The 23,925-nt window shown below is 68.1% G+C and carries 20 protein-coding genes and 1 pseudogene; 9 read left to right on the top strand and 12 right to left on the bottom strand.

The window, feature by feature from the left end; translation table 11 throughout:
- Positions 1–194: 194 nt before the first annotated feature.
- From ACFVXE_RS24735 to ACFVXE_RS24720, 4 genes and pseudogenes are all read right to left on the bottom strand, one after another.
- Complete coding sequence (locus ACFVXE_RS24735; RefSeq protein ID WP_389674191.1) at positions 195–320, bottom strand: hypothetical protein; 126 nt, start codon at positions 318–320, stop codon at positions 195–197.
- Between the two features lie 296 nt (positions 321–616).
- On the bottom strand, positions 617–1,675 hold the full coding sequence (locus ACFVXE_RS24730) for a VWA domain-containing protein (protein WP_389674190.1): 1,059 nt from the start codon (positions 1,673–1,675) through the stop codon (positions 617–619).
- A 232-nt stretch (positions 1,676–1,907) separates the two neighbouring features.
- Positions 1,908–2,258 carry a hypothetical protein gene (locus ACFVXE_RS24725; RefSeq protein ID WP_389674189.1) on the bottom strand — a complete coding sequence of 117 codons (351 nt, stop codon included), beginning with the start codon at positions 2,256–2,258 and terminating at the stop codon, positions 1,908–1,910.
- An 84-nt stretch (positions 2,259–2,342) separates the two neighbouring features.
- Positions 2,343–2,456: pseudogene (locus ACFVXE_RS24720) on the bottom strand (IS5/IS1182 family transposase); the annotation flags it as partial.
- A 348-nt stretch (positions 2,457–2,804) separates the two neighbouring features.
- Between ACFVXE_RS24720 and ACFVXE_RS24715 the strand changes: the two are divergent.
- Entirely contained in the window at positions 2,805–5,996 is a 3,192-nt protein-coding gene (locus tag ACFVXE_RS24715; protein WP_389674188.1) for a GH92 family glycosyl hydrolase, read from the top strand.
- Between the two features lie 309 nt (positions 5,997–6,305).
- On the opposite strand, the gene ACFVXE_RS24710 is transcribed toward ACFVXE_RS24715, so the two are convergent.
- Positions 6,306–6,719 carry a hypothetical protein gene (locus ACFVXE_RS24710; RefSeq protein ID WP_389674186.1) on the bottom strand — a complete coding sequence of 138 codons (414 nt, stop codon included), beginning with the start codon at positions 6,717–6,719 and terminating at the stop codon, positions 6,306–6,308.
- Between the two features lie 544 nt (positions 6,720–7,263).
- Between ACFVXE_RS24710 and ACFVXE_RS24705 the strand changes: the two genes are divergently transcribed.
- The gene (locus ACFVXE_RS24705; protein WP_389674184.1) at positions 7,264–7,851 is read left to right on the top strand and encodes a histidine phosphatase family protein; all 588 of its coding nucleotides are present in this window, start codon (positions 7,264–7,266) and stop codon (positions 7,849–7,851) included.
- Between the two features lie 264 nt (positions 7,852–8,115).
- Here ACFVXE_RS24705 and ACFVXE_RS24700 read toward each other — a convergent pair whose 3' ends face one another.
- A complete protein-coding gene (locus ACFVXE_RS24700; protein ID WP_389674182.1) occupies positions 8,116–9,360 on the bottom strand; it encodes an MFS transporter in 1,245 nt (414 codons plus the stop codon).
- A 138-nt stretch (positions 9,361–9,498) separates the two neighbouring features.
- Between ACFVXE_RS24700 and ACFVXE_RS24695 the strand changes: the two genes are divergently transcribed.
- The 3 genes from ACFVXE_RS24695 (at position 9,499) to ACFVXE_RS24685 (ending at position 12,704) form a co-directional block, all read left to right on the top strand.
- The gene (locus ACFVXE_RS24695) at positions 9,499–10,434 is read left to right on the top strand and encodes a LysR family transcriptional regulator (protein ID WP_389674180.1); all 936 of its coding nucleotides are present in this window, start codon (positions 9,499–9,501) and stop codon (positions 10,432–10,434) included.
- A gap of 397 nt (positions 10,435–10,831) precedes the next feature.
- Positions 10,832–11,533 carry a 2-phosphosulfolactate phosphatase gene (locus tag ACFVXE_RS24690; protein ID WP_389674178.1) on the top strand — a complete coding sequence of 234 codons (702 nt, stop codon included), beginning with the start codon at positions 10,832–10,834 and terminating at the stop codon, positions 11,531–11,533.
- A gap of 301 nt (positions 11,534–11,834) precedes the next feature.
- Positions 11,835–12,704: an LLM class F420-dependent oxidoreductase gene (locus tag ACFVXE_RS24685; RefSeq protein ID WP_389674176.1), complete on the top strand. Its 870-nt coding sequence runs from the start codon at positions 11,835–11,837 to the stop codon at positions 12,702–12,704.
- Between the two features lie 252 nt (positions 12,705–12,956).
- On the opposite strand, the gene ACFVXE_RS24680 is transcribed toward ACFVXE_RS24685, so the two are convergent.
- Positions 12,957–13,193: a hypothetical protein gene (locus ACFVXE_RS24680; RefSeq protein ID WP_389674174.1), complete on the bottom strand. Its 237-nt coding sequence runs from the start codon at positions 13,191–13,193 to the stop codon at positions 12,957–12,959.
- Positions 13,194–13,206: 13 nt separating this feature from the next.
- Complete coding sequence (locus ACFVXE_RS24675) at positions 13,207–13,947, bottom strand: SDR family NAD(P)-dependent oxidoreductase (RefSeq protein ID WP_389674172.1); 741 nt, start codon at positions 13,945–13,947, stop codon at positions 13,207–13,209.
- Between the two features lie 445 nt (positions 13,948–14,392).
- Here ACFVXE_RS24675 and ACFVXE_RS24670 point away from each other — a divergent pair, with 445 nt between their 5' ends.
- Positions 14,393–14,977: a GNAT family N-acetyltransferase gene (locus ACFVXE_RS24670; protein WP_389674170.1), complete on the top strand. Its 585-nt coding sequence runs from the start codon at positions 14,393–14,395 to the stop codon at positions 14,975–14,977.
- 86 nt (positions 14,978–15,063) lie between these two features.
- Positions 15,064–15,540: an NUDIX hydrolase gene (locus ACFVXE_RS24665; RefSeq protein WP_389674276.1), complete on the top strand. Its 477-nt coding sequence runs from the start codon at positions 15,064–15,066 to the stop codon at positions 15,538–15,540.
- A gap of 456 nt (positions 15,541–15,996) precedes the next feature.
- Here ACFVXE_RS24665 and ACFVXE_RS24660 read toward each other — a convergent pair whose 3' ends face one another.
- Positions 15,997–16,695, bottom strand: a complete 699-nt coding sequence (locus ACFVXE_RS24660; protein WP_389674169.1) for an alpha/beta fold hydrolase — start codon at positions 16,693–16,695, stop codon at positions 15,997–15,999.
- 381 nt (positions 16,696–17,076) lie between these two features.
- Here ACFVXE_RS24660 and ACFVXE_RS24655 point away from each other — a divergent pair, with 381 nt between their 5' ends.
- Positions 17,077–18,156, top strand: coding sequence for a protein phosphatase 2C domain-containing protein (locus ACFVXE_RS24655; protein WP_389674167.1), 1,080 nt, complete (start codon positions 17,077–17,079; stop codon positions 18,154–18,156).
- A 294-nt stretch (positions 18,157–18,450) separates the two neighbouring features.
- Here the strand turns inward: ACFVXE_RS24655 and ACFVXE_RS24650 are convergent, their stop codons facing one another.
- Both ACFVXE_RS24650 and ACFVXE_RS24645 read right to left on the bottom strand, forming a co-directional pair.
- On the bottom strand, positions 18,451–19,311 hold the full coding sequence (locus ACFVXE_RS24650) for a DUF427 domain-containing protein (protein ID WP_389674165.1): 861 nt from the start codon (positions 19,309–19,311) through the stop codon (positions 18,451–18,453).
- Between the two features lie 137 nt (positions 19,312–19,448).
- Entirely contained in the window at positions 19,449–20,318 is an 870-nt protein-coding gene (locus ACFVXE_RS24645; protein WP_389674163.1) for an alpha/beta fold hydrolase, read from the bottom strand.
- 437 nt (positions 20,319–20,755) lie between these two features.
- Between ACFVXE_RS24645 and ACFVXE_RS24640 the strand changes: the two genes are divergently transcribed.
- Entirely contained in the window at positions 20,756–21,268 is a 513-nt protein-coding gene (locus ACFVXE_RS24640) for a CGNR zinc finger domain-containing protein (protein ID WP_389674161.1), read from the top strand.
- A gap of 66 nt (positions 21,269–21,334) precedes the next feature.
- Here ACFVXE_RS24640 and ACFVXE_RS24635 read toward each other — a convergent pair whose 3' ends face one another.
- Positions 21,335–23,641: a SpoIIE family protein phosphatase gene (locus ACFVXE_RS24635; protein WP_389674159.1), complete on the bottom strand. Its 2,307-nt coding sequence runs from the start codon at positions 23,639–23,641 to the stop codon at positions 21,335–21,337.
- Between the last annotated feature and the right edge of the window lie 284 nt (positions 23,642–23,925).

Here is a 23,925-nt window from a genome sequence, read left to right as displayed (position 1 = left end):
TGGTGGTGGTCTCCCGGAAGACCTTGCCGGCACGCAGGATCCGGCGCAGGCCTTTCCGTCACCAGCCACCGGCCGGGACAGGGCCGCTGGACGAGTGATGCGGTTCGTTTGCGACCGCGCACTGATCGGCCACCACGAAGGTACTGGCGCAGTCCGGGCACTCGGCCCGGCCGATGAGGCAGGACCGCTGATCGTCAGAAGATGCCGAAGAAGCGCTGCCACCAACTGGGGCGCCGGCAGTGCCAGAGCAGCCGGCTCGGCCCGTCGTAGTCGCGCTCCAGCTGCTCCTCGGGAACCACCGTGTACCCGAGGTCTACCAATGCCCGATTGACCTGGTCGAGATCAGCATCGCGGCCTCAGGAAGGCGGTCGGCGCATCTTCCAGGTATGTGTGTGGGTTCGCCATATCGCTCTGCGCCGCACCACAAGGCACGGCGCAGGCGACGCTGATCATCCGTCACCGGAAGTTCGGTACTCTGCGGTCCACTTGTTCCGCGGCTTCCGGTCGTTCGTGAGACGGCGGCTGTCCAGGGAGCGCCGGAAGGTCGCAGGTTCTTCGCCTTCTGGTGGTACAGGCATACACGGACCCGTACTCGACCGAACTCTTTTCTTGAATTTCAGAGCATGATGAGCAGACGCGTCTTCGGCTTGAGTTTCCTGTTCACCGAACGGCTCTGTACGTACACCTCCAACTCAGGATTGTTTCCCGCCTTCACGGAGACGGTCCCCTGGATACCCGTACCGAAGAGAAGACTGCGTGCCGCGTCGCCCGTATAGGCGCGATCAGTTTCCTTCTCGACCACGATGACTTCCTTGTTCGGCTGAACCTGAGCCCGGGCGCCCAGCTGGTAGTAACACGAACCGCGTTCGTACATCACGCCCGGATGCGAATCGACGAAGGGGCGAATCTCGACCTCCTTGTCGACTTTCAGGAGCCGATACCTGTCGGCCGGAATCGGTTCGAGTTTCGCCCGCACCTCGTCAACCGATATGTCCTGACCGACGGCGAACAGGTTCTTGGTCCCGCGCACGCCCTGCTCGCGGCCGCGGAGGAAGCTGGTGGCGGCAGCGCGTACAGTGCCGATCGCCTCCTCGACGCCCTCCTGGGAATCTGCGTCCCAGATGGCGATGTTTCCGGCCGGGAAACCGTAATTCTGGGCGGTGCGCTTGGCCAGAGAGTTCGGAACGAGGATTGCGGACGTCCAGTGACCCGGAAGTCCGCCCATCTTCAGCGCGATCCTGTCGAGCCAGGGGCCGAGGATCGCCATATCGCCGTCGTGCCGCCTGTCGCCGCCGGAGGCGTTCTCCTCGCCGTCCGTCACCACGATCTGGAGGAAGCTGTGCTCGCCGTACTCCTCCCAGATATGGCCCAGGTCGTCCAGAGATTTCAGAGATGCCTCGATGAGGGCCGTAGCACCATTCTTGACTTGGTACAGACCTCGCATGGACGGCAGATGCTTCACGTCCATGTCCCAAACCAGGTTCTCGACCTTGTGGTCGAAGGAGTAGAGACTGATCCGGGTCTCATGGCCGAGGCTGTCCGACTCGGCCTTCAGGCCCGCTACGAACTCATCCACGACGCGGATGAGCTGACCCTGGTGCTGACGCATGGAACCCGAACAGTCCACCACCAGCGCGACGTGATTCACCTTGTGTTGGATCTTGTTGGCAGACACGCTTCTGCTCCTCTTCCCAGGCTCCCCGAGTGATGCTTGAACTCTATGGGGAGGCACTGACAACGGCGTTTGACGCGCACTCACCCTGGCGGCCGTGCAAGGTACCCAACAGACGATCAGGCAGCCGTCCCGATACCGGCGCCGACGCGGGGGACGTCATCCCCTCGGCATCGGTCCGCGCGAGATGACAGAACACAACGACGGCTGGTGCTGCGTAAGCAGGGCCGATGGGTTAGCGGTGGGACCGAGCCGAACGCCGCGTGCGCTGCACCCGTTCCAGGAGTAGGACATTGGCGAATGCGGCGGCGGTCAGGATGACAGCGTTCAAAGTCGCGCTCCCTGTGCTGAGCCAGGCGGCCTCGCTGCCGTCCGGCCGGACGACGGGAGCCCAGATCCGTCCGATCGCGGAGAGTGCCGCATAGCCTGCGTAAATCGCCGGAAGCGCCACGGCACCGAAGGGCAACGTCAGCACGACCGCCACAAGGTAGAAGGCGGCACTCTCGCGGACCGCCCCCGCTGCGGCGAGGGCAGCGATCAGGATCAGATAGACGGCTTCCGCGACTCTTCTGATCTTGCCCCTCATCGTCCGCCCCCGTACCGCTCATACCTCAGCCGACGGCACCACGATACGCCGCCCGGTGAGATCCACCGTTGAGGTCGAGCAGGTCTTTCCGGCTCCGGCCGCGTGTTGGTGAGCCCGGCAGACCGTGGAGTCCACCGATACGGTCCACCCCTCCTCGTCACCGGCGTCCGCCATGGCGTGGACGGCCGCGAGGATCCGCGGGCGCCGCACGCGCCGCAGTAGGGGCGAACGGACTCCAGCACCCCGCGTCAGCGTTCCGCTGCACGGACTCCGGGAGCAAGGCCGAGAAGCCCATTCCAGGCCCAAGGGGAGCAGCGCGACGGCCGGAAGTCTCTTTTGCAACACACCGTCCTCTCCCTGTTCGCGTCAGGCGCGGACGCGACCACCATGGGCGGATGCACGCGGATGCGTCAACGGCGCGCCAGCCCTTGACGCATCCGCGTCACGGGTCCAGACTCGCCTCCGGCGTGGGTGACAACGTTGTCGCGTGAGTTCTCTGACAGCCCCCCACGGAAGAGTCGTGCAGGGTGACAGGGAAGGTCTCACGTGTACCGGCACCGAGGGAAATACCACGACAGAACCAACGGCAGCCGCCGCTTCGGCCGTCCGGCCGTCGTCGCAGCGGTGCTTGCCGCGGTCAGCCTGCTGGCGGCGCCGACCGCGCTGGCGGGGCCGTCAGGTGCAGCCGGGCGGGGCGACGGGACCGCGCTCGTCGCGGACCCCACGGCCTACGTCAACACGTTCATCGGCACACAGAAGGGCGTCGACTGGGAGAACACCTTCCCCGGCGTCACCGCGCCCTTCGGGATGATGCAGTTCAGCCCGGACACCGCTTCCGCACCGACCGGCTACGGGTACACCGACACCACCATCAAGGGCTTCAGCCTCGACCACTTCTCAGGTGGCTGCTCGTCCTTCGGTGACATCCCGATCCTGCCGGTGACCGGCGAGGTCGGCGCCGACCCGGCCGGGCGCACCGAGCACTTCTCGCACGACGACGAGCAGGCGGCGCCCGGCTCGTACGACGTGCACCTCGCCGACTCCGATGTGCAGGTGAAGATCGGCGCGACGGCCAGGACCGGGATCGCGTCGTTCGACTACCCGGCGGGCAGCCAGGCGCAGCTGTTGGTCAAGTCCGGTACGAGCCTGGGCGGTGACCTGGCCGCCGAGGTGGACGTGGTCAGCGACCACGAGATCTCCGGCACGACCACTCCGCGCGGGCTGTGCGGCAACAGCAAGTACACGATGTACTTCGACATCACCTTCGACCGCCCGTTCACCGCTCACGGCACCTGGCAGCGCGGCGGGGGCAGCGGCAGCGGTGCCACGGCCGTCACCGCTGGCTCGTCCACCGCGGCCGGCTCCGGGTCCGGCGCCTACCTCACCTTCGACACCTCCACCGACCGCAGCGTCACCGCCAAGGTCGGTATGTCGTACGTGAGTACAACCGGCGCGGCGGCCAACGCCGCGGCCGAGATTCCCGGTTGGAGCGTCGGTCACGTCCAGGCGCAAACCAGGGCTGACTGGCGGGACGCGCTGCGCAAAGTGTCGGTCGGCGGTGCATCCGACGACGAACTCACCACGTTCTACTCCTCGTTGTACCGCTCGCTGCAGTCGCCGAGCGTCTTCAACGACGTGGACGGCCGCTACATCGGCTTCGACGACGCGATCCACCAAGTGCCGCGCGGGCACACCCAGTACGCGACCTTCTCCGACTGGGACATCTACCGCTCGCTCGCGCCGCTGCAGACGATGCTCTACCCGGACAAGGCCGGCGACATGGCCAACTCCCTGCTCCGGGACGCCCAGCAGCAGGGTGGCTGGTGGCCCAAATGGCCATCTCAGAACATGACAGGGAACGTCATGAACGGCGACAACGGCGTACCGTTGTTCGCGCAGTACGTCGCCTTCGGCGCGACCGGCGTGGACATCAAGGACGCGCTGCCGATCATGAAGAAGGCCGCGACGCAGTCGCAGAAAGTCGGTTGGGGCTGGGTGGAGCGCCCCGGCGTCGAGGACTACGTGCGGCTCGGCTACGCGCCCAACAACAGCACTTCGCAGGGCGACCACGGACTGCAGGGCGCATCGGAAACCCTGGAGTGGGCCACCGACGACTTCACGATCTCGCAGCTCGCGGCCCGGATCGGCGACCACGCGACCGCGGCCCGGTACGCGGTGCGCGGTAACAACTGGCAGAACATCTTCGACCCGGCCACCAACTACTTGCGCCCTCGCGACGACAACGGCGCCTTCCCCGCGGGTCCCGGCTTCAAGACCCCGCCGGCCGGCGCGTTCGGCCAGGACGGCTACGACGAGGGCAACGCCGCCCAGTACAACTGGTCGGTGCAGCAGAACATCGCGGGCCTGGTCACCGCGATGGGCGGCAACGACGCGGTGATCCCGCGCCTGGACGACTACTTCAGCCAGCTCAACGCGGGCGGCAACGCGCCCTACGACTGGGCGGGCAACGAGATCGACACCACCACACCGTGGATGTACGACTACGTCGGCCAGCCGTGGAAGACCCAGGAGGTCACCCGGCGGTTCGAGACGGAGCTGTTCACCACCGCGCCCGACGGACTGCCCGGCAACGACGACAACGGCGCCCTGTCGTCGGAGTACGTGTGGGCGGCGCTCGGCATGATGCCGGCCACCCCCGGCACCCCGACGCTGGTGCTCAACAGCCCGCTGGTCAAGCGAGCGGTGATCAGCCTCGGCAACGGCCACCGGATCACCGTCGACGCGCCGAAGGCCGCGGACGACGCGCCCTATGTCACCGGAATGCAGTTGGACGGACGGCACTTCGAGTCCACCGCGCTGCCCGCCTCCTTCGCCACGCGAGGCGGCTCACTCGACGTCGACCTCTCCACCCGGCCCGACACCCACTGGGCCACCGGTGCCAAGGCGGCCCCGCCGTCGTACCGCACCGGCGAGGTGCCCGCGGTCGGCTATCTCACCCCGACCGGCAATCAGGTGATGCCCAGCGGTACGAGCCTGCCCGCGACGGTGGGCGTCTCCAACCTCGCCGGGCACGCCGGCTCGGTGCGCTGGACCGCCGCCTCGGACGTACCTGGGGTCACCGTGACCCCGTCGTCCGGCACCCTCGACCTGCGGCACGCCGACCGCGTCACCGTGCCCGTCACCATCTCGGTCGCGGGCGGAACCCCCTCCGGCTACCACCCGGTGAAGGTCGCCTTCCGTACCGCGGACGGCACCTCGCTGCCCGGCGGCGCGGCCGTGGTGACCGTACCTGCCGCGGACGGCGCCGCAACCGCCTGCGACACGCTCGGCGCGACCGACACCGAGTGCGGGCTGCGCTTCCGGGACAACGGGGACGGGCACACCACGGCGGTCACCGTCGGCGGTCGCAGCGGCCGGTCCACGACGGACGGATCGCCGTACGAGTACTTCGACATCGACAACACCATCGTCCCCGGCGGCGCCTACCATGCGACCGTCACCATCGACTACTACGACCACGGCACCGGCAGCTGGAGCCTGCAGTACGACTCCACCGCCGGCGCCTACAAGCAATCCCCTTCGGTGGCAAAGACCGGCACCGATACCTGGAAGACGGCGACCTTCACCCTGGACGACGCGGCCTTCCACAACGGTGAGAACGCCGGCAGCGACTTCCGGGTCGCCAACGGCGGGGACACCGGAACACTCGGCCGGGTCCAGGTGACCGTCAGCGGAGGCAACGTCCTGGCCCTGCACCTGTGCCCGGACGGCAGCTGACGGCAACTGACGGCAACTGACGGCAACTGAACACGACCGACGGCCCCCTGGGCGCTGGACAGCACGACCGTCCGGCGCCCAGGGGGCCGTACGGCGCGGTGCGCTCGCATCGTTGTGAGCTAAGGCGATACGTCGAAGGACCGGTGCGTGAGCCGTATCGCAAACTCACGGGGAAGCCGAACGGGTGCGCCTTGCGCACATCGTCGGATTGTGGTGATCGACGACAAATTGACCGCTGCGGCGGCCCACCGCGTGCGTGGCCCGGTGACCGATGGCCGCCGGGCCCGCACCGCCTTCAGGGGCCGATTGTCACGTGACCCACCAGGTCCAGGTGTTCTCGTGGTCCACCAAACCGCCTCCTTCGTAGCGGGCGCCCCGCCAGTTCATGATCTCGCCTTCGGCGAAGTCCTTGTTGCACAAACCCCAGTTGCCTTCGCCGAGGTTGTTGACGCAGGCGCCGGTTCGGTCCGTGCCGTACTTGGAGTCGAAGAACCACTCGGCCACCGCGGAGTGGCCGTCAGCCTGGATGTCCCGGACGTAGAACTCGTCCCCGTCCGGCTTCCAGCACGCGGTGACGCCGACCCAGCTGGCGCACTCGTAATCGCCGGTGGGGCCGCTGGAGATGGCGACGTAATTGGTCTCGGAACCGTAGTAGGCCGCATTCGCCGCGGTGGGGGTGAGAAGGGGAAGCCCCACTCCGGCGAGGGCGGCGAGGATGAGCATGCGATGGCGTGGTGTGCGGATGGTCGGGCTCCTTAGCTGACAGTCGGAAGCGATCACGTGCGCTCCGATCCTGGGCCAGACGCCCGCTCTTTGACAGAGGTTCGTCAAAATCGGGGGCGCCATCTTCGTGCGCCGAGGACGTGGCCACTACGTCCGACGCCCAGGCGTTGCCCGGCATCCATACCGCCTCTGCGGTAGCCCGCTGCCCGCAAGCACCAGGGTCGCGGTCGCCGGGTCCCTGCCACTACCGCGGGCAGACGAAGAGCCACCTGGGCACGTCTTCACGGTCATCGCCATGAACATCGAGCGCCTCAGCCGTCTACCGCCGACCGACGATGCACCCCCTCCCGAACCGTCTTCCGGAACTCTCTGGATCAGCACGGGACCCCACGGCCGAAGTCCTGGCCGGCCGCAGAGACTGACGTCGACGACTACAAGACCCCGACAGAGTCGAGCTGGGAGGTCACCTCAACTGGCGAGTCTGCTGTGGCAGATGAGGGAAGGGCGTTCGGCTGTGTCGCATGATCAGATATCGTGCGCAGCCATGGGTGAACTGATATTGATCAGACACGGCCAGACCGAATGGAGCGTGTCGGGCCGGCACGCCGGCCGCACCGACGTTCCGCTGACCGACGCGGGCAAGGCGGCAGCCAAGTCGCTCGCTCCGCGGCTCGCCCGACACCATCTGGTTGCCGTGTTCAGCAGCCCGCTCAGCCGCGCCCTGCGGACGGCTGAGTTGGCAGGCCTGACCGGCGTCAAGCCCGATCAGGACCTGATGGAATGGGACTACGGCGGCTATGAGGGCCTGACCGCGGCACAGATCCGGGAGACGAGGCCGGGATGGGACCTGTGGCGGGACGGCGTCATCCCGGGCGACGCCACCCATCCCGGCGAGCAGCTCCAGCAGGTGGCCGTGCGCGTGGACGCGGTACTGGACCGGATCCGGCCGCTGTTGGACGGTGGCGACGTCGCCGTCGTCGCTCACGGTCATCTGGCGCGCGTGCTCGCCGTGCGCTGGCTCGGCCTTGACGCGTCCGCCAGCCGACTGCTCGGTCACCCGCATCCAGGCACGCTCGGATTCCTGGCCACCGAGGACCAACAGCCTTTTATTGCTGGCTGGAACGTGCCCTAGCGGGAGCCCGCTGTCTCGCACCGGCCGCGAGAGGCGCTGGAAGCAGATGGGCGCCGCAGCTGTCCCCGCGAGAACCAGGACGTGCTCCGCCTTGCGGCTCGCAGTGACGGTGCGGGCGGCGGCACCCGGCCGGTCACGCCACCGTTCGCTCCCCGGTCCAACGGTGGCGACCCAGCTGCTGAGAGGGCACGATGCCCCTGCGGACGATACGGGAAGCCTCAGCGCTGTCGCCCGAGAGCTCGGAGTGAGTTCTGCTGGTGGGTGTCATGAAGGACTACGGACCAGTTCCGGCTCGTGCTGCAACGTCTGGTCGTGTCGGGGAAGCAGGAGCGGAGTGGCCAGGATGAGCAGCCCCGCGACCATGAGAGCAGTGCGTGGGCTGGTGGCGTCGGCGAGCAGCCCGCCGAGTGCGGTGAAGGTGGCGATGGAGGCCTGCTGGCCGATCGACCAGGCCGACAGGGTGCGGGCGACGAGATGCTTGGGGGTGTGTTCGAGCCGGTAGGTGGCGAGCACCGGGGTGTACAGGCTCATGTTGATGATGATCGCCAGCTCGACGGCTATCACGGTGACGAGACCGACGACGCCGGGGCGGACGAAGGCCAGGCCGATCAGCCAGATGGCGCGCAGGGTGCCGACGGTCCGGAAGACCTTGTGCCGGCCGTAGCGGGCCACGACACGGCGGGCCAGCCGGGAGCCGATGAGTCCGCCGACGCAGGGGGCGGCGAAAGCGAGGCCGTACTGCCAGGGTGGGAACCCGAGCCGGCTGAGGAGGAGCACGGCCAGCAGAGGCTCGGTGGCCATGATCAGTCCGGCGACGAGCATGTTGTTGAGGTAGAGCGCCCGCAAACCGGGATGGCCCATGATGTGTCGCCAGCCGTCAAGCAATGCGCCTGCCCGGACCGGGCCCTTACTCGTTGCCGGCGGCGATTCTTCCGGGCCGTGGATCGCGGTGATGCCGAGCGCGGAGAACAGATAGCTGAGCGCGTCGGCCACCACGGTGGCGACCGGCCCGAACAGGCCGATCGCTGCCCCGCCCATCGGTGGCCCGACCGCGATGGAGCTCCAGTTCGTCGACTCGAACCGTGCGTTGGCCACGAGCAGGTCATCGGGTCGGACCAGAGCCTTGAGATAGGCGCCGCCGGCCGCGTTGAAAGCGATCTTGGCTGCGGCGACCACAGCCGAGATCACGAGCAACTGTACGAAACCGAGCCTGCCGAAGGCGTATGCGACCGGGATCGTCGCCATGACCGCACACCTGGTCAGGTCCATCGCGATCATGACCGGGCGCTTGCGCCGGAACTCCACCCACGGCGCGAGTGGCACCGCGATCAAGGCGCCCACCGCAGGCCCCACCGCGGACAGCGCGGACACCTCAGCGGGGCCGGCGTGCAACACCAGCACGGCGATCAGCGGGAATGCCCCGAACCCCAGCCCGGACCCGTAGGCACTCACCGCATATGCCGCCCACAGCCAGCCGAACTGCCGGCCCAACCGCCTCCTGCCCACCATGCTCAGCGCGCCCCTTGATGTCCCACCCGAACAAACCGACGTTGATCCGGGAAAGCTAAGCGAGCAGCACAGCAGCAGGTCAAACAACTGCCCTGCCACCTGTTCACAACCATCCGTTGTTCACTAAGGTGAATCGGCGTGGATCTCGAAGCAGTACGCACCTTCGTCGCAGTCGCGGAAGCAGGCCAGTTCCAGAGAGCCGCTGCCGACCTGGCCGTCACCCAGCAGGCTGTCTCCAAGCGCATCGCCGCGCTCGAGCGCGACCTCGGCGTGCGGCTGTTCACCCGCACGCCGCGCGGCGCCGAACTCACCATCGACGGGCAGTCGTTCCTGCCCCACGCACGCGAGCTGCTGCGCGCCGCCGAACGCGCGGCCGCGTCCGTACACGCCGGCCGCCGTCCGCTGCGCGTCGACGTGCTCAACTCGCGCGGCGCGGCGTCGGGCCTGATGCGCGGATTCCACCGCGCCCATCCCGGGATCGCACTCGACGTACTGATGCTGCTCGACATCGAGGAGGCCGTCACCGCCGTCCGGTCCGGCACGATCGACGCCTCCTTCCGCGCCGTCGCCGCGCCCGACCGCCCCCTTCCCGAGGACATCGAGTCCGTCCGAGTACTCGACGAGCCGCTCCAGCTCCTCACCGGCCCCGCCCACGCGCTGGCGGGAGCCCGGTCGGTGACCCTCGCCCAGCTCGCCGGACACCGGATCTGGATTCCCGGCCTCCTCCCAGGCAGCGAATGGGCCGCCTACTACGACGACCTCGTCGCCGAGTTCGGCCTCACCATCGAGTCGACCGGCCCCAACTTCGGCTCCGACGTCCTCCTCGACACCGTCGCCGACACCCCGGCCCTGGCCACCTTCATGGGCGAGCACACCCGCCTCATCTGGCCCGCCGACCACGGCCTGCGCCGCATCCCGGTGACCGACCCGACGCCCGTCTACCCACACTCGCTCCTCTGGCACCGCGACAACCCCCACCCAGCGCTGGCTGCCCTCCGCGCCCATCTCGCCGGCACAGCGGGTCGCCACGGCGCCGCCGGGACCTGGACACCGGACTGGGTGATTCAGCGCTGAACACCTCCCGGTCCACGGTCACCGTGACCGGATCGACGGACGGTACAACCCGAGGGCAGATGTGGCCATCGGCAAGCTCCCGCTCTCCCCCACCGCGAGCTACGACGACACGTCTCCGGCCTGCACACGCTCACCTGGTTCGAGTACACGCCACATCTCACAGACCTGCCCCACCAGGAGATGCGGCGCACCGACCGCACGACCAGCAGGTCAGGGCAGAGTGGCTCGTGTCCGCAGAAGCCTTGTGCGGGTGACACCGTCTGGCGATTGAGGCAGGCGTGTCCTGGCGGACCACTTTCCCGACGCAGACAGCCGGAGGTGTTGCATTCCAAGACCGACGACGTGATGCGGATCACTCTCCCGGAGCTTCGGGCCGGACATGCGCGATCATGAGCGCATGGACGCTCGCTTCCTTGGCATCGCTGGGCTGGTCGAAACCCCATCCGTGGCGGTCGTGGTCGACGTCATGCGTGCTTTCACGGTGGCTGCCTGGGCCTTTGCCCAGGGGGCGGAAAAGATCGTTCTTGCTGAGTCGCTGGACGAAGCCCTTGCGCTCAAGACTCGCCACCCGGATTGGGTGGCGCTCAAAGACGGTCCGCGCGCGCCCGGGTTCGACACCGTCAACTCGCCGGGCCTGCTGCGCTCCATCGACCTCGGCGGACGGACCGTTGTGCAGAAAACCACGGCAGGGACGGTCGGTGCCCTCGCGGTCAAGGAGGCGTCGCTGGTGCTCTGCGCCAGCTTCGTGGTGGCGGAGGCAACGGCTCGGCTCTTGCGGACACGCGAGTGTGACAGCGTCGTGTTCGTGGTCACTGGTGAGGACGGGCACGCCGATGAAGATCTGGCGTGCGCTCAGTACATCGCTCGGAGGGCCACCGAGGCTGGGGCGGATGCAGCTGATTTCCTCCGACGCGCCGGCGAGTCGCGCGCCGCCGCCGAGCTGGCGGAGGGTGTGCGTCAAGGAGTCCATCCTGATGACGTCGCACTCTGTCTTGAACTCGACCGGTTCCCCTTTGCCATGGTGGCGACCTTGGAGGACTCGCTCATGGTCCTCCGTCCGTGCGCCGTGCCTTCGCTGACCGGCGAGGCTTCGATCTGATCACTGGTGAGGTCCAGCACGCGCCGTGCGAGAGCCGGCATCCGGTGGGGTATGCAGCACCAGCCGCATACTCCGATGCCGGTGGTTCGGGATGGCGGCAGACGACTGACCCACATGGCACCGGCGGCGGCTTCACCCAGTCGAATCATCGCCTGGACTCGAGCCTGGGGAGCTTCTCCTCACGGGCCCGCTTCCCTGTCTCCCCCGCCGCCAGGTCGCGCTCCCGCAGCGTCCGCCTCCACGCGCGGCGCGCCACATCACGCCCGCGCCTCGCACTTAAGGTGACGCCCGGAGGTGGAAAATGCGAGTGGGTTTGCACGCACTCGGTATCGGTGACGGAGCCCGTCCCGAGGTGATCCGTTCGGTGGCCACAGCAGCGGAGACGCACGGCTTCGCAAGGCTCTGGTGCGGCGAGCACGTGGTGCTCGTGGACGCGCCCGTCTCCCGCTATCCCTACTCCGCAGACGGCCGGATCGCCGTGCCCGCTGACGCGGACTGGCTGGACCCGATGCTGGCCCTGACCTTCGCGGCGGCGGTCACCAGCCGCATCGAGCTCGCCTCCGGCGTACTCCTGCTGCCCGAGCACAACCCGGTCCTGGTCGCCAAACAGGCCGCCTCACTCGACGTGCTCTCCGCCGGGCGTTTCAGCCTCGGAGTCGGGACCGGCTGGTCGGCCGAGGAATTCGCAGCGCTCGGAGTCCCCTTCGCCAAGCGCGGGCGGCGCACCGAAGAGTACCTCGCCGCAATGCGCACCCTCTGGAGCCAGGACCCGGCCTCCTTCACAGGAGAGTTCATCCGCTTCGAAGCGATCCGGGTCAACCCCAAGCCGCTGCGCGGCGGCCACCTCCCCGTCGTGATCGGCGGCAACAGCGACGTCGCGCTACGCCGCGCGGCCACGCTCACCGACGGCTGGTACGGCTTCAACATCCCGACAGCCGACGTCCCGGCACACATCGCCGTCCTCGCCGACGAGTGCGCCCGCCACGGCCGCGCCTTTGACGAACTCACCATCGCCGTCGCGGTGAGCGACGCCACGCCGGAACACCTCCCCGCACTCGAAGCGGCAGGCATCACCGAACTCGTGATCGTCGGCGCACCCCCGCCCACCCCCGACGCGGCCACCACCTGGGTCACAGAACTCGCCCGGACCTGGATCCGCCCGAAGAGATAGCCGAGCCGCCACTGCTCAGGATCGGGCCTAACCGGGTAGAGCCCGCAGGCGTCGAAGAGGCGAGGACCGGCCGGCAGTCGGGAAAGCAGCGGACGAGAGGGTCGGCAGCCGGCCGGGGCCGACATGGTCGGGTTGCCGGGTGATATTGCGGGTGAGCCAGTTGCAGGGGAGAACACGCAGTCGTTCCCGATGCGGCCGGCTGCCCGGTACGGGCTGGCGTCAAGGGATCCACCGGCATTGATCGGCGATCGATCACTCGCGGATACCTCGGGCGAGATTCGCGTTCTGCGGGTTCGTAGCGCACCTTCGAACCGTGGTCGGACCGATACCGGCGAGAAGGGAGCGTAGGGGCGCGGTGTCGGGAATGTCGGCGACGGCCGCGTCGAGGGCGTCATCCATGCCCTTTTCCCACGCCTCGGGCAGAGCGAGTCCTGGCCGCTGCGACCAGGCGATGTCGGCGGTGGCGAGAGGGCTGTGAGAGCACGTCACGGTCGGCTGGGCTTCAGGTGAGATTCAGCCCGCCATCGAGCACAATGACCTCGCCGGTGAGATAGGTGCTGGCGAGCACCGACGCCACCAGGTCGGCCACGTCAGCAGGCTGGGCCGGGCGGCGCATAGGCGCGCGGTCCCGCCACAGCTCGTGCGCCTGCGCCCAGTCCCTCGTCATCGGCGTGTCAACCAGCCCCGGTGCCACCGCGTTTACCCGAACCTCGGGCCCGAGCGCGGCGGCGAGCAACCGGGTCACATGATTCAGCGCGGCCTTGCTCGCCGCGTACGGCACCGACGAGCCCTTGGGGCGCACTCCGGCGTGGCTGGTGACGTTCACGATGCTGCCGCCCGCAGGGGATTGACGCAGCGCCGGGAGTGCCGCCGTGCACAGAACCCATGGCGCGATCAAGTTGACCTCCAGCAGCCGCCGCCAGTCCGCCGGTGTTGCCGCGGCCAGGTCGTCGTGCGGGATCGGCCAGCTGATGCCCGCGTTGTTCACCAGCACGTCCAGCCGGCCGTACCGGTCGAGCGCCGCCTCGACCAGCCCCCGGGCCTCTTCCTCCACGGCCAGATCCGCCCGCACGTAAGCCCCGCCGAGCTCCGCCGCCAGCGTCTCCCCAGCCTCCGTACTACGTCGCGAGTGCACGACGACCCTCATCCCGTCCGCCGCCAGCCTCCGCGCGACGGCCTCTCCGATCCCCGACGTGGACCCGCTGACCAGGGCGACGGGCCGATCCTCTTGTGCAGTCCCCATGCCCGCAGATCTTGCCACAACGCCCCAGCGGCAGGTCCGTCGGCATAACTGGCGCACTGGTCACCTGGATGCGTCGGCCGCCGCCCCGCGCGGCTCGCCTCGGCGTCGACAGCGGCGCAGCCCGCCTCTCGTCCGGCCTCGGCCCCTCCTGCACCTCCGGTTCGCTGCGGGCGGAGGCCGCCGCCCGGCACGAACACCCGGGCCGCGGCCTCGCGCTCCGGATCCGTTGGGCTTTCGGCAGTGCAGCTCGACCAGGCGCGCCGACAGGCGGAGCGAGCACAGCGAGCTGCCCAACGGGACCCGGATACGGCCCAGTTGACCGTGGTTCGTCCAGGTGACGAGCGTGCACCTGCAGTCCTTCCCGACTGCGCACCAGCCTGTCGAGTCCGGACCTCCCCGCTCGGTCTGTCCGGGGCGCAAGCCGAGGTTCGGGCGTTCCATCTGCATGGAGTGGGCCGTTTCGCCCACGCCGAGCGCAGCGCGGGCGAGTCCCTCACCAGCGCCGGCTGGACGATCGACGACACCTGGTAGGTCCTGCCGCGCCCACCCGGGTGGCGATCGGCGCCGACTGCCCGAACTCAGACGTCTTCACCATGCCGGTGGCCAACGGCTTCCACACCGCGCTGACGCTCAGCGCGCGTGGCGAGGCCGAGGGCTGGCCCGGATAACAGGCTCGGCGACGGTGGCGCGTGCTCTTGCGGCCGGTCTGCTGCCCCAGTGGCGGGCCAGGGTGCCTTCCTCTCGACGGGTCGCGCTCGCGCTGGGCTTCCGGGAACTGTTTTCCAGCTCAGTATCGAACTCGGGTAGCCGCACTGTGCTCTGGGGCGGCAGGTGCCTGCCGCCCCGAGGAACACTCCGGATCAGGACGGCTGCGACGTCGCGGCGACCACGACCGGGAAAGCACTCCACTTGGCCCGTAGTCTTGGCATGCATCGGTGGGTTCGGATGTTCGAGGCCACGGAAGAGGTCCTGTCTCAGAGCCGCTGAGGAATTCTCGGTACTTTCGTGGTGGTCGCCGTCCCCCGTGTAAACAACTGCCGCTTCGCTCGCGAATACCGACTTGGAGTGGGTCAGGATGATCCGATGAGCCAAGAGACCGGCGGTACAGGCGAAACGATGGCAGGCGAGCCGAAGCGAGGAAGTTTCCGGCTTGCGGCGTACGCCGTGTGCATCAAGGACGGACGGGTGCTGCTCGCCCATCACAGGTCAAAAAACTGGACACTTCCGGGCGGCAGGGTCGAGCACGCCGAGGATCCGTTCGACACGGTCATCCGGGAGGTGGCTGAGGAGACCGGCTGCGACGCGGTGGTCGAACGCCTACTGGGCGTGGACTCGAGGGTGATCCCCACGACCGTCGCGCGTGCCGGGGTCGAACACCAGAATGTCGGCGTCTTCTACCAGGTCCGTATCACCGGCGGCCGTCTCCGGCCTGAGCCGAACGGCGAAACCGTCGAGTCGGTCTGGACTCCGATCCCCGAGGTCGCCGGCCTCCGCCGATCATCGCTGGTCGACATCGGACTTGCCCTCGCGCGGACCGTTCCGGCAACCGGCCACGTCGCTCCCATCGCGGTCGGCGGCCTGATCCAGCACTGAGGCACCACCACTCCCCACCTCGCCCGCTCAGCCAGCGCCGACCGGCGGTCCGCCGGTGCCGCCACCCAGCCGCGTAGAGATATCGGCTCACTGGCAGGCGCTGCTCTCGGGCGACCAGAGCCGCGAGGCTGTCCATGACTGGGCGGCTCCCTGGGTGGAAGGCCCCAGTGACCCCGAGGATCCTCTGGTCCTGACAGCCCTGCAGGTATCTGCACGGTTTCGATCTGAGTGTCGACCCGCAGCACCCTGGGCCAGTGAGACATGGACAGGGAATCGGGTGCTGCTCGATCAAGGACATCAGTGATGCGTTCAGCCGATGGCAAGCGAACTGCGTCACCTACGATTCCGACCCTGAGCTCTGACGACAGTCCGTGTCGAGGCGGGCTCGGTCCTCTATCGAGGCCGAGGTGGACGTAGGCGTACTTGGTCGAGCAGGTGGTCGCCGTGTCGTGGCTTTCAGACTTCACCGGCGGTGAGTTCGAGAATGTGCCGGGCGGTGCCGACGGGGTCGATGATCTGGTGCAGATGCGCACCGGGCAGGTGTGCGGTTCGCCAGCCGCGTTCGCGTGCGTCCGCGGCGATGTCGTCGTAGGGCGGACCGAACAACAGGTAGGAACAGGGCTGGTCATCCCAGCCGTCGGGTACGGGGATGCGCTGCTCGTAGTAGGACAGCGGCAACGTGGGCTGCTCAGCGACAATCTTCTGCCGCATCGCCGGATCCGAGAACATGGGCGCGATATCGGATTCGTCCCACCAGTCGGTCCAGCGCGGCAGCATGCCGTTCACCGCCATGGGACGGAGGAACTCCAACAGTTCGGGTGAGGCGACGAGTGTCGATCCACTCCGGGCCGGCAGCGCGGCGTCGACGAAGACCGAGCCGACCACCCGATGTTCAAGTCCCGAGCGGATCGACGGGAGGAACAGGCCCGCGTTGCTGTGCACCACCAGCACAAGTGGCTGATTCGTCGGGATCTTCCCGAGGTCGTCACGTACGGCATCGGTGATCCGGGGCCAGAACGGTGGTTCGCCCGCGCTCACGTGCAACAAGGACGGCACTCGCACCTGATGCCCCGCTGCGGCGAGTTGTTCGGCCACTGGGTGCCAGGTGGAGGGGCCCACCGACGGACTGTGCACGAGAACGAAGATCGGCTCCATGCGAACATCTTGCCGCCGCGCCCACGTGATTGCCACCGCATCGGCTGATGGCGAACACCGCGTGGACGAAGCATGGCACCACGCCCCGAAAGCGGATCAAGATTGTGGAATGATCAGGGACCGCGGGGCGAGGAGACCTGCCAGAAGCCCAACGGGCCGTTCTTGCGCTTCTGCCGCCCCGAGGCCGGAAACTCGGTCGACCGCTGCGGCCGAGCGCAGGCTGATCAACGACACCCCCGCCTGGAACTGCTCCGACCCACCACTACCGACCACACGTGGGTGTTCGAAGCGAAGGCCCCTCTCGACGGTTGACCTTCCCCTTGGGGGAAGCCGCAGCATCGGTGGAGCCGGGCGATGCGCTCGGCATGAGGAGGAACGAGCATGGGATTGCTGACCATCGGGGCGTTCGCGAAGGCGTCCCGGCTGTCGCCGAAGGCACTGCGTCTTTACGACGAGCTCGGCCTGCTGACCCCCGCTCGTGTCGACCCGGTGAACGGTTACCGCTTCTACGCACCGGAACAACTGGACCGGGCCCGGCTGGTCGCCTGGCTCCGACGCCTGGGGATGCCCCTCACCCGCATCCACCACGTATGCGCGATGGATGCGGGTCCGGCGGCCCAGGAGATCCGCGCGTACTGGGCCCAGGTCGAAGCCCGCAACGCCGCACGGCGGGAGCTGGCCACCTTCCTCATCAACCACCTGACCTGGGAGGACCCTGCCATGTCTGCGACCGTCAAGCCCCTCGGAATCCGTTACGCCGCTCTTTCCGACACAGGCCTCGTCCGTGAGAAGAACCAGGACACCGCCTACGCCGGCTCCCGCCTGCTCGCCGTGGCCGACGGCTGCGGCGACGCAGGGGCCCCCGCAAGTGCGGCCGCCGTCGACGCGCTCAAGCACCTCGAAACCGGCGGCATCCCGGCGGGCAATCTCCTCAACGTCCTCGAAGACGCCATGGAACAGGCCAAGCAGGCCGTCCACAGCGTCGCCGGGAGCAGCTCCTCACCCGAAGAGGCCGGGACGACACTCACCGCGATGCTCTGGACCGGATCGCAGCTGGCCCTCGTTCACATCGGTGACTCACGCGTCTACTTCCTGCGGGACGGAGAACTGTTCCGGATGACGCACGACCACACCGTGGTGCAGTCGATGATCGACGAAGGACGCCTCACCCCCGCCGAAGCCGCCTCGCACCCCCAGCGGTCGATGTTGACGCGAGCCCTGGGCCATGGTGCCGATGCCACCCCCGACATGCGCCTGCATGATGCCCGGCCGGGGGATCGCTACCTGCTCTGCTCCGACGGTCTGTCGACCGTGGTCTCCACCGAAGAGATACGCCGAGTGCTCTCCGAGAGGAGCGAGCCCGAGAGGGCCGTACGCGAGCTCATCGATCTCGCCAACGGTTCTGGCGGCCCCGACAACGTCAGCTGCGTGGTCGCCGACGTCATGGAGCTCCAGCAGTAGGAGCGAGGGGCATGCGCTTCGCGTTGCATCGGATCCGCTCTTCAGAGTCCTTCCGTAGGGCCGACCGGTCAGGGCGATGAGCCGCGCGCCGGAGTCCACCACCCCGACGGCCGCACGCCCCGCCACCGCCCGCGGCACGACCAGGCGCGACCGGCACGCAGGCTCGACGCGGCTTGCCGAATTGACTACGGACGGGCACGGACAAGCACATCCCCGTCCGGGCCAATTTCCTTGCGGGATAGGGATACGGTCTTCGCGACTTGCGCGAACGGACTGGTCACAGAGCCGGTGCGATCAGGGGGCCCTGACCTCATCCACGTCAAGACCGCGGTCGATGCCGTGGGCGATGACCGTCTGCCCGGGCTCGATGTCCAGGCGCCTACCGTCGAGATGGACCTCGACCTGGTCGGGTTCGAACGACACCATGTCTCCGATGCGGTCGACCTCTCGGTAGGCGTCGCGGTACGACCATGCGGCGCGGTGCGCGTCGCCGATGTCGTAGTAGTCGCACAGCCCCTTGTAGGGGCAGAAGGTCCGGCCTTCGACAGGGTGCAGCCTGGTCTCGTCGATGTCCGCGCGCGGCACGTACCAGCGGGGTGCGAATCCGGACTCGAAAAGCACGACGGGATGCCCGGAGCGGGCGATCACTGTGTCGCCGGACCGGACTTCCAGGCTGCGCGAGGTCCTGCGGATGTCGATGCGGTGATAGGGGTCGGCGGCGTGGCCGAAGATGCGCTCGTCCTCTTCGTAGAATCCGTCCATCGCACGCCACGCGAAGGCGACTCGCCCCTGTAGTTCAGCGGCATGGCCGGGTAGCGCGATGAACTCCCATGCGGCGCGTTCGGCGGTCCGGTCACCGGCGTGCACCGCGTACCAGGCCATGTCGCCCAGGTCCTGGTGGTGGGTGACCTTGTCGCTCGCGACCAGGGCCTGCTCGTCGACGTCTGCGCGGGGGAAGTACGCAACGGGGTAACGGCCCGGCTCGTGCAGCAGGACGACGTTCTCACTGTCGGCGACAGAAGTGTCGTGGAACTGCACGCGCATGCGCCGGCGCAGTCGCTCGGCGAAGAGGAGGCGCTGGGGCAGGGGGTCCGGGGTGAGGAAACGTCCGATCGCACCGGCGGAAAGGGGGCCTTGCTGCCAGGACAGTCCCATGACGGATTCCTTCCGGGAGCGGGGCGGTCCGGTCGGCGGCCGTACCCCGGGGGCGATTGTCGAGGGTCAGGGGATACAGGAACAGCGGGCACCCGGGCGCCTTGTCTCACGATGGTTCCTTCGCGACCCCGAGCGGGTCAGGCGAGGACGCGGGCGAGGAAGTCTCGGATGCGCTCGGTGATGGTCTCGAGGTGGCTTTCCAGCGCGAAGTGCCCGGACTCGAACAGATGGATCTCGGCATCGGGCAGGTCCTGCCCGAACGCCGTGGCACCGTCGGGACCGAAGATCTCGTCGTTGGCGCCCCAGACGGCCAGCAGCGGAACCTGGGAGTCGCGGAAGTACTGGTGGACGCGAGGGTAGAGATCCACGTTGGTGGGATAGTCGCGGAACAGCTTGAGCTGGATCTCGTCGTTGCCGGGCCGGTCCAGCAGTGCCTGGTCATGGACCCAGTTGTCGGGGCTCACCAGGCTCGGGTCGGTGACTCCGTTCACGTACTGCCAGCGGGTGACCTCAGAGGTCAGCGCGGCACGCATAGGCGCCTCGGTGTCCGGCCCCGGGGTTCCTGCGTAGGCGAAGACGCCGTCCCAGAAAGGCTTGACGAAACCCTCTGCGTACGCGTTGCCGTTCTGCGTGATGATCGCGGTGACGCTGTCAGGGGCCCGGAGTGCAAGCCTCCAGCCGATGGGGGCACCGTAGTCCTGCACGTACATCGCGAACCGGTCGATACCCAGGTGCTGCAGCAGGCCGGAGGTGACCTCGGTGAGGGCGTCGAACGTGTACGGGAAGTCCTGCAGGGTCGGCATCGCGGACTGGCCGAACCCGATGTGGTCGGGGGCGATGACGCGGTATCGGTCGGCGAGTGCCGGGATCAGGTGGCGGAACATGTGCGAGCTCGTCGGGAAGCCGTGGAGGAGAACCACGGTGGGTGCCGCCGGGTCGCCCGCCTCGCGGTAGAAGACTTCGAGCCCATGGACGGTGGCGGTGCGGTGGTGGACTGCGAAGGACATCTATCTAACCCTTCAACTGAGTTTCAATGGTTACACATCCAGTCGAACATGCAATGCCTAACCTGTCAAGACAACTTTAATGGTTAGCCTCTGGATCGACTGCCACGGTGGCGCCACCCATCCACGACACATGCCGACCCACATCCACCTTCCGTCCACGCCTGAGCGTCGGCCATCGGAGCCTCCCGGCACGGCCGCCCGACGCGATGACCACCCGACCGGCTGCTGCCACCGGGCGAGCCCTTCGCGTTGCAGCACTCCCGGGGCCTCAGCAGTACGCGCACATTGGCACCCAGCCACAGCCCCGCCGTGACCGGCAGCCGCGCGGCCAGCGGCACGCTTCGAACGCGGTGACCCTCCGTAATACCTATTACGGTTGGCGCGGAAGAGGACATGTAACCTTCTATACAAGGCGAAGCGGTTAGGAGGTGCGGGTGATGTCCGACCGAGGTCAGCAGGACGCACTGCTGGAGCTGCTCAACTCCACGCCGGTGGTCGACGGCGCGATCCAGGACCAGCTCGCCGATTCGGGAACCGCCCGGTCCTGGCAGCAGACCCACGGCGGCAGAGGCACTGCGGAGGAAAACCTGCACCTCGCGCAGGCGCGCGATGCCCTTCAGGACGTGGTGCGCGGCAGCCGGCCCGTCACCTCACTGGCTCCACTCCTGGAACGCGTCGTCTCACGCCCGCACCTCTCCCCCATGGGTGTCTCGTGGGAGCTGGACGCACCTGCCGAGCGCCGGATGGCAGTGGATGCGGTCATGGCGTGGAGTGCGTTGCAAGAGACGATGCCTGGCCGGCTGCGGCCGTGCGCCAACCCGGAGTGCCGTCTCTTCCTCCTCGATCGCAGCAAGACCAACAAGGCCCGCTGGTGCTCGATGGCAGTCTGCGGCAACCGGATGAAGGCCAGGCGTCACTATCAACGCACCCGAGGCACCGCGGCCGAGTGACTTCGCCGGCCCCGGGCATCCGGCGGGGTGAGCCGCCGAGGCGGGGGCGACTCGTGTGACTGGGAATCAGTCAGAGGTCGTCGACACCCCTGACGGCAGCTCCGCCCAGATGATTTTTCCCTGCTCCTGGTAGCGAGTACCCCACTGGGTTGCGAGGTTCGCGATGATGAACAGCCCTCGTCCGGTCTCATCGATGGTGCGAGCATGTTTCACGTGCGGTGCGCTGGTACCGGCGTCGCTGACCTCACAGGTCAGCATCCGCTCACAGATCAGGCGCAGTTGCAGGGGCGGAGTGCCGTACCGAACCGCATTGCCGACGAGCTCGCTGACGATGAGCTCAGCGGTGAACGCCGTCTCCTCGTCGACCCTCCAGATGTTCAACTGTCGGCGGGCTGCTGCGCGGGCGATCGGTCCGGCCTCGGGACCCGCGGGCAAGCCACAGGTCAGTACCCGGTCGTGGGGCAACGCCTTGGTGCGGGCGAGCAGCATCAAGGGTTCGCCGGTGCGGTCGTCGACCGTCCGGTGATCTTCTGCGAGCGCGTGCGCGATGGCATCGCGCACGTCCGGCAGGGGTCTCCCTCCGACACCGTCCAGTAGGGGTCGCAACGGACCGGACGGCGCCAGGACCTCGTTGGCGAGTGCGGCCGTGCCCAACGCCAGGAGACTCCCTTCGGGAAGGTCGGCAGTGATCGCGGGGAAGGGGGCGCCGTCCAGTCCGGCGAGCAGGGGACCTGAAGGTACGGACAGGCTTGCCGAGGTACCGCCGGGAAGGATCACGACCGGCTCCGGGAAACCGGCTCGGGCAACGGTGCAGGTGAGTTCGATCGGGTCGTAGATCGCGATGGCGCATCCGGCGGCGAGCGGCCCACGGTGCAGGGAGTCCATGGGAGGCAGTGCGGCGTACGCAGCGGCGAGACGGGCTGCGGTGTCGCTCAAGCGAGCCAGCAGCTCGTCCGGCTGTAGATCCAGGGCGGCGAGCGTTTGGGTGGCTGTCCGGAGAAGTCCCGTCGTGAGGGCCGCGGCAACGCCTCGCCCCACCACATCGCCGACGATCAGAGCGGTCCGTGCACCGGGAAGCGCGATCGCATCGGACCACGCGCCGCCGCCCTCCGGGCCGGAAAAGTGCAGCTCGGAGATCTCCACGGTGGTCTGTATGACCGGTTGCTGGGGAAGCAGCCTGCGCTGGACAGCCGACGCGATGATCCACTCGCGCATGTACCGACGAGCATTGTCGATGCAGAGCGCGGCGTGCGCGCACGCCGCGGACGCCACCGTGACATCCGCCTCCTCAAAGGGGTCTTCCTGCTGGTGGCGGTAGAAACTGACCACTCCCAGAGCCTGACCCCGCACGGCCAGTGGTGCCACGATCACGGAGTGGGCACCGGACGGCCTGATGACCCCGGCCCAGGCCGGGTCGGCCGCCTCCCACGAGCTGCCCTCCTCGATCGAGATACGGCGCGGTCGAAGGTCGGACAGCACGCTCGCGAGGGGGTTGCCCGCCGGTAGAGCGCGCGCCTCCTCGACCATGTCGGCCGGGACCCCCTGGAAGGCTGTACGGCGCATTGGAACGTCCCGGTGAACAGGCAGCGGCGGAGGCTCCTCCCCACGGAGGACGTCTTCGACCACCTCGACGATGGCACTGCCTGCGAAGGCGGGTACCACCGCCTCCACCAGCTCCCGGCAGACAATGCCCACGTTCAGCCAGTGCCCCACTCGTGTACGGACCGTATCCAGGAGGGCCAGGCGGTTGCGTGCGTTCTCCAGCTCGGTGACATCAGCCACCGATACCGCTACTCCGAGCACCAGGCCGCGGGAGTCCTCCAGGCGGAAGTAGGAGACGGAGTAGATCCGGCGCGGTGCCTCGGCGCTCCGGACAAGCCGGTTCAGCGCCGGCTCTCCGCTGTCGAGGACCCCTTGCGCCACAGCGGCTTCCACCTCGGGGCCTTCGAGTTCACACGCCTCGGTGAAATGCTTACCCAACACGTTCCCCACCGGCGTGTCGCGCACCCCACGCGTGGCGGTGCTCGTCCGGACCACGCACAGCTGGTCGTCCAGGACGTGCAGTGCGACCGGAGACCGGGTGAACATGGCCTCCAGGATCGCCACATCCTGCCCCGGCGCGGTGTCCCCCACTGCGAGTACCTGCCACACCACGGAGGCGCCTCGCATGACGGGTTTGACCAGTACCGTGGCCGCATCCGAGAACCCGTCCCCACGATCATCCCGGTCAGCGCCGACCCGACACACGAGCGCGGTCACGGACCGGCCGACCGCCTCCTCGGCGGACCACCCGAACAACTCCTCAGCCGGACGCCTCCACTCGACCACCCGGCCATCCTCATCGACGAGGACGAGCACGTCACCGCTGGGCATTCGAAAACACCTCCTCCCCCCATCCCTGCCCACCCCGTGCCGACGACAGGCCCGCTCACCCGGCAGCTACACCGATCGGCTCAGCCCGCCCCTATGGCCTGTTCAGGGCCATTCATGACCGGCCGGTACTTCGCCACCGGTACAGAGCCTCGCGCAGTGTGAGGTTCCCCCGCTGTGCGGGGGTGGCTGACTAGTAGTGCTTGGTCATGTTGGTGCGGGGTCTGGCATGTCGCGATGACAGGTGGGGCAGGCGCCGGTCCAGGTCGCGAGGAGTATCTGCAGCT

Origin of the sequence: Streptomyces sp. NPDC058231 (genome assembly GCF_042882275.1) — a bacterium.
GTDB lineage: Bacteria > Actinomycetota > Actinomycetes > Streptomycetales > Streptomycetaceae > Streptomyces.
Note: the sequence above shows the minus strand (reverse complement) of the source record. Positions and strands in the feature narration are given on the sequence as shown.

Excerpts from the sequence above, each read along its gene's own strand:
- ACFVXE_RS24725 (WP_389674189.1), bottom strand. The coding sequence starts at position 2,258 with ATGAGGGGCAAGATCAGAAGAGTCGCGGAAGCCGTCTATCTGATCCTG.
- ACFVXE_RS24710 (WP_389674186.1), bottom strand. The coding sequence starts at position 6,719 with ATGCTCATCCTCGCCGCCCTCGCCGGAGTGGGGCTTCCCCTTCTCACC.
- ACFVXE_RS24705 (WP_389674184.1), top strand. The coding sequence starts at position 7,264 with ATGGGTGAACTGATATTGATCAGACACGGCCAGACCGAATGGAGCGTG.
- ACFVXE_RS24700 (WP_389674182.1), bottom strand. The coding sequence starts at position 9,360 with ATGGTGGGCAGGAGGCGGTTGGGCCGGCAGTTCGGCTGGCTGTGGGCG.
- ACFVXE_RS24690 (WP_389674178.1), top strand. The coding sequence starts at position 10,832 with ATGGACGCTCGCTTCCTTGGCATCGCTGGGCTGGTCGAAACCCCATCC.
- ACFVXE_RS24685 (WP_389674176.1), top strand. The coding sequence starts at position 11,835 with ATGCGAGTGGGTTTGCACGCACTCGGTATCGGTGACGGAGCCCGTCCC.
- ACFVXE_RS24675 (WP_389674172.1), bottom strand. The coding sequence starts at position 13,947 with ATGGGGACTGCACAAGAGGATCGGCCCGTCGCCCTGGTCAGCGGGTCC.
- ACFVXE_RS24670 (WP_389674170.1), top strand. The coding sequence starts at position 14,393 with ATGGAGTGGGCCGTTTCGCCCACGCCGAGCGCAGCGCGGGCGAGTCCC.
- ACFVXE_RS24665 (WP_389674276.1), top strand. The coding sequence starts at position 15,064 with ATGGCAGGCGAGCCGAAGCGAGGAAGTTTCCGGCTTGCGGCGTACGCC.
- ACFVXE_RS24660 (WP_389674169.1), bottom strand. The coding sequence starts at position 16,695 with ATGGAGCCGATCTTCGTTCTCGTGCACAGTCCGTCGGTGGGCCCCTCC.
- ACFVXE_RS24655 (WP_389674167.1), top strand. The coding sequence starts at position 17,077 with ATGGGATTGCTGACCATCGGGGCGTTCGCGAAGGCGTCCCGGCTGTCG.
- ACFVXE_RS24650 (WP_389674165.1), bottom strand. The coding sequence starts at position 19,311 with ATGGGACTGTCCTGGCAGCAAGGCCCCCTTTCCGCCGGTGCGATCGGA.
- ACFVXE_RS24645 (WP_389674163.1), bottom strand. The coding sequence starts at position 20,318 with ATGTCCTTCGCAGTCCACCACCGCACCGCCACCGTCCATGGGCTCGAA.
- ACFVXE_RS24640 (WP_389674161.1), top strand. The coding sequence starts at position 20,756 with ATGTCCGACCGAGGTCAGCAGGACGCACTGCTGGAGCTGCTCAACTCC.
- ACFVXE_RS24635 (WP_389674159.1), bottom strand. The coding sequence starts at position 23,641 with ATGCCCAGCGGTGACGTGCTCGTCCTCGTCGATGAGGATGGCCGGGTG.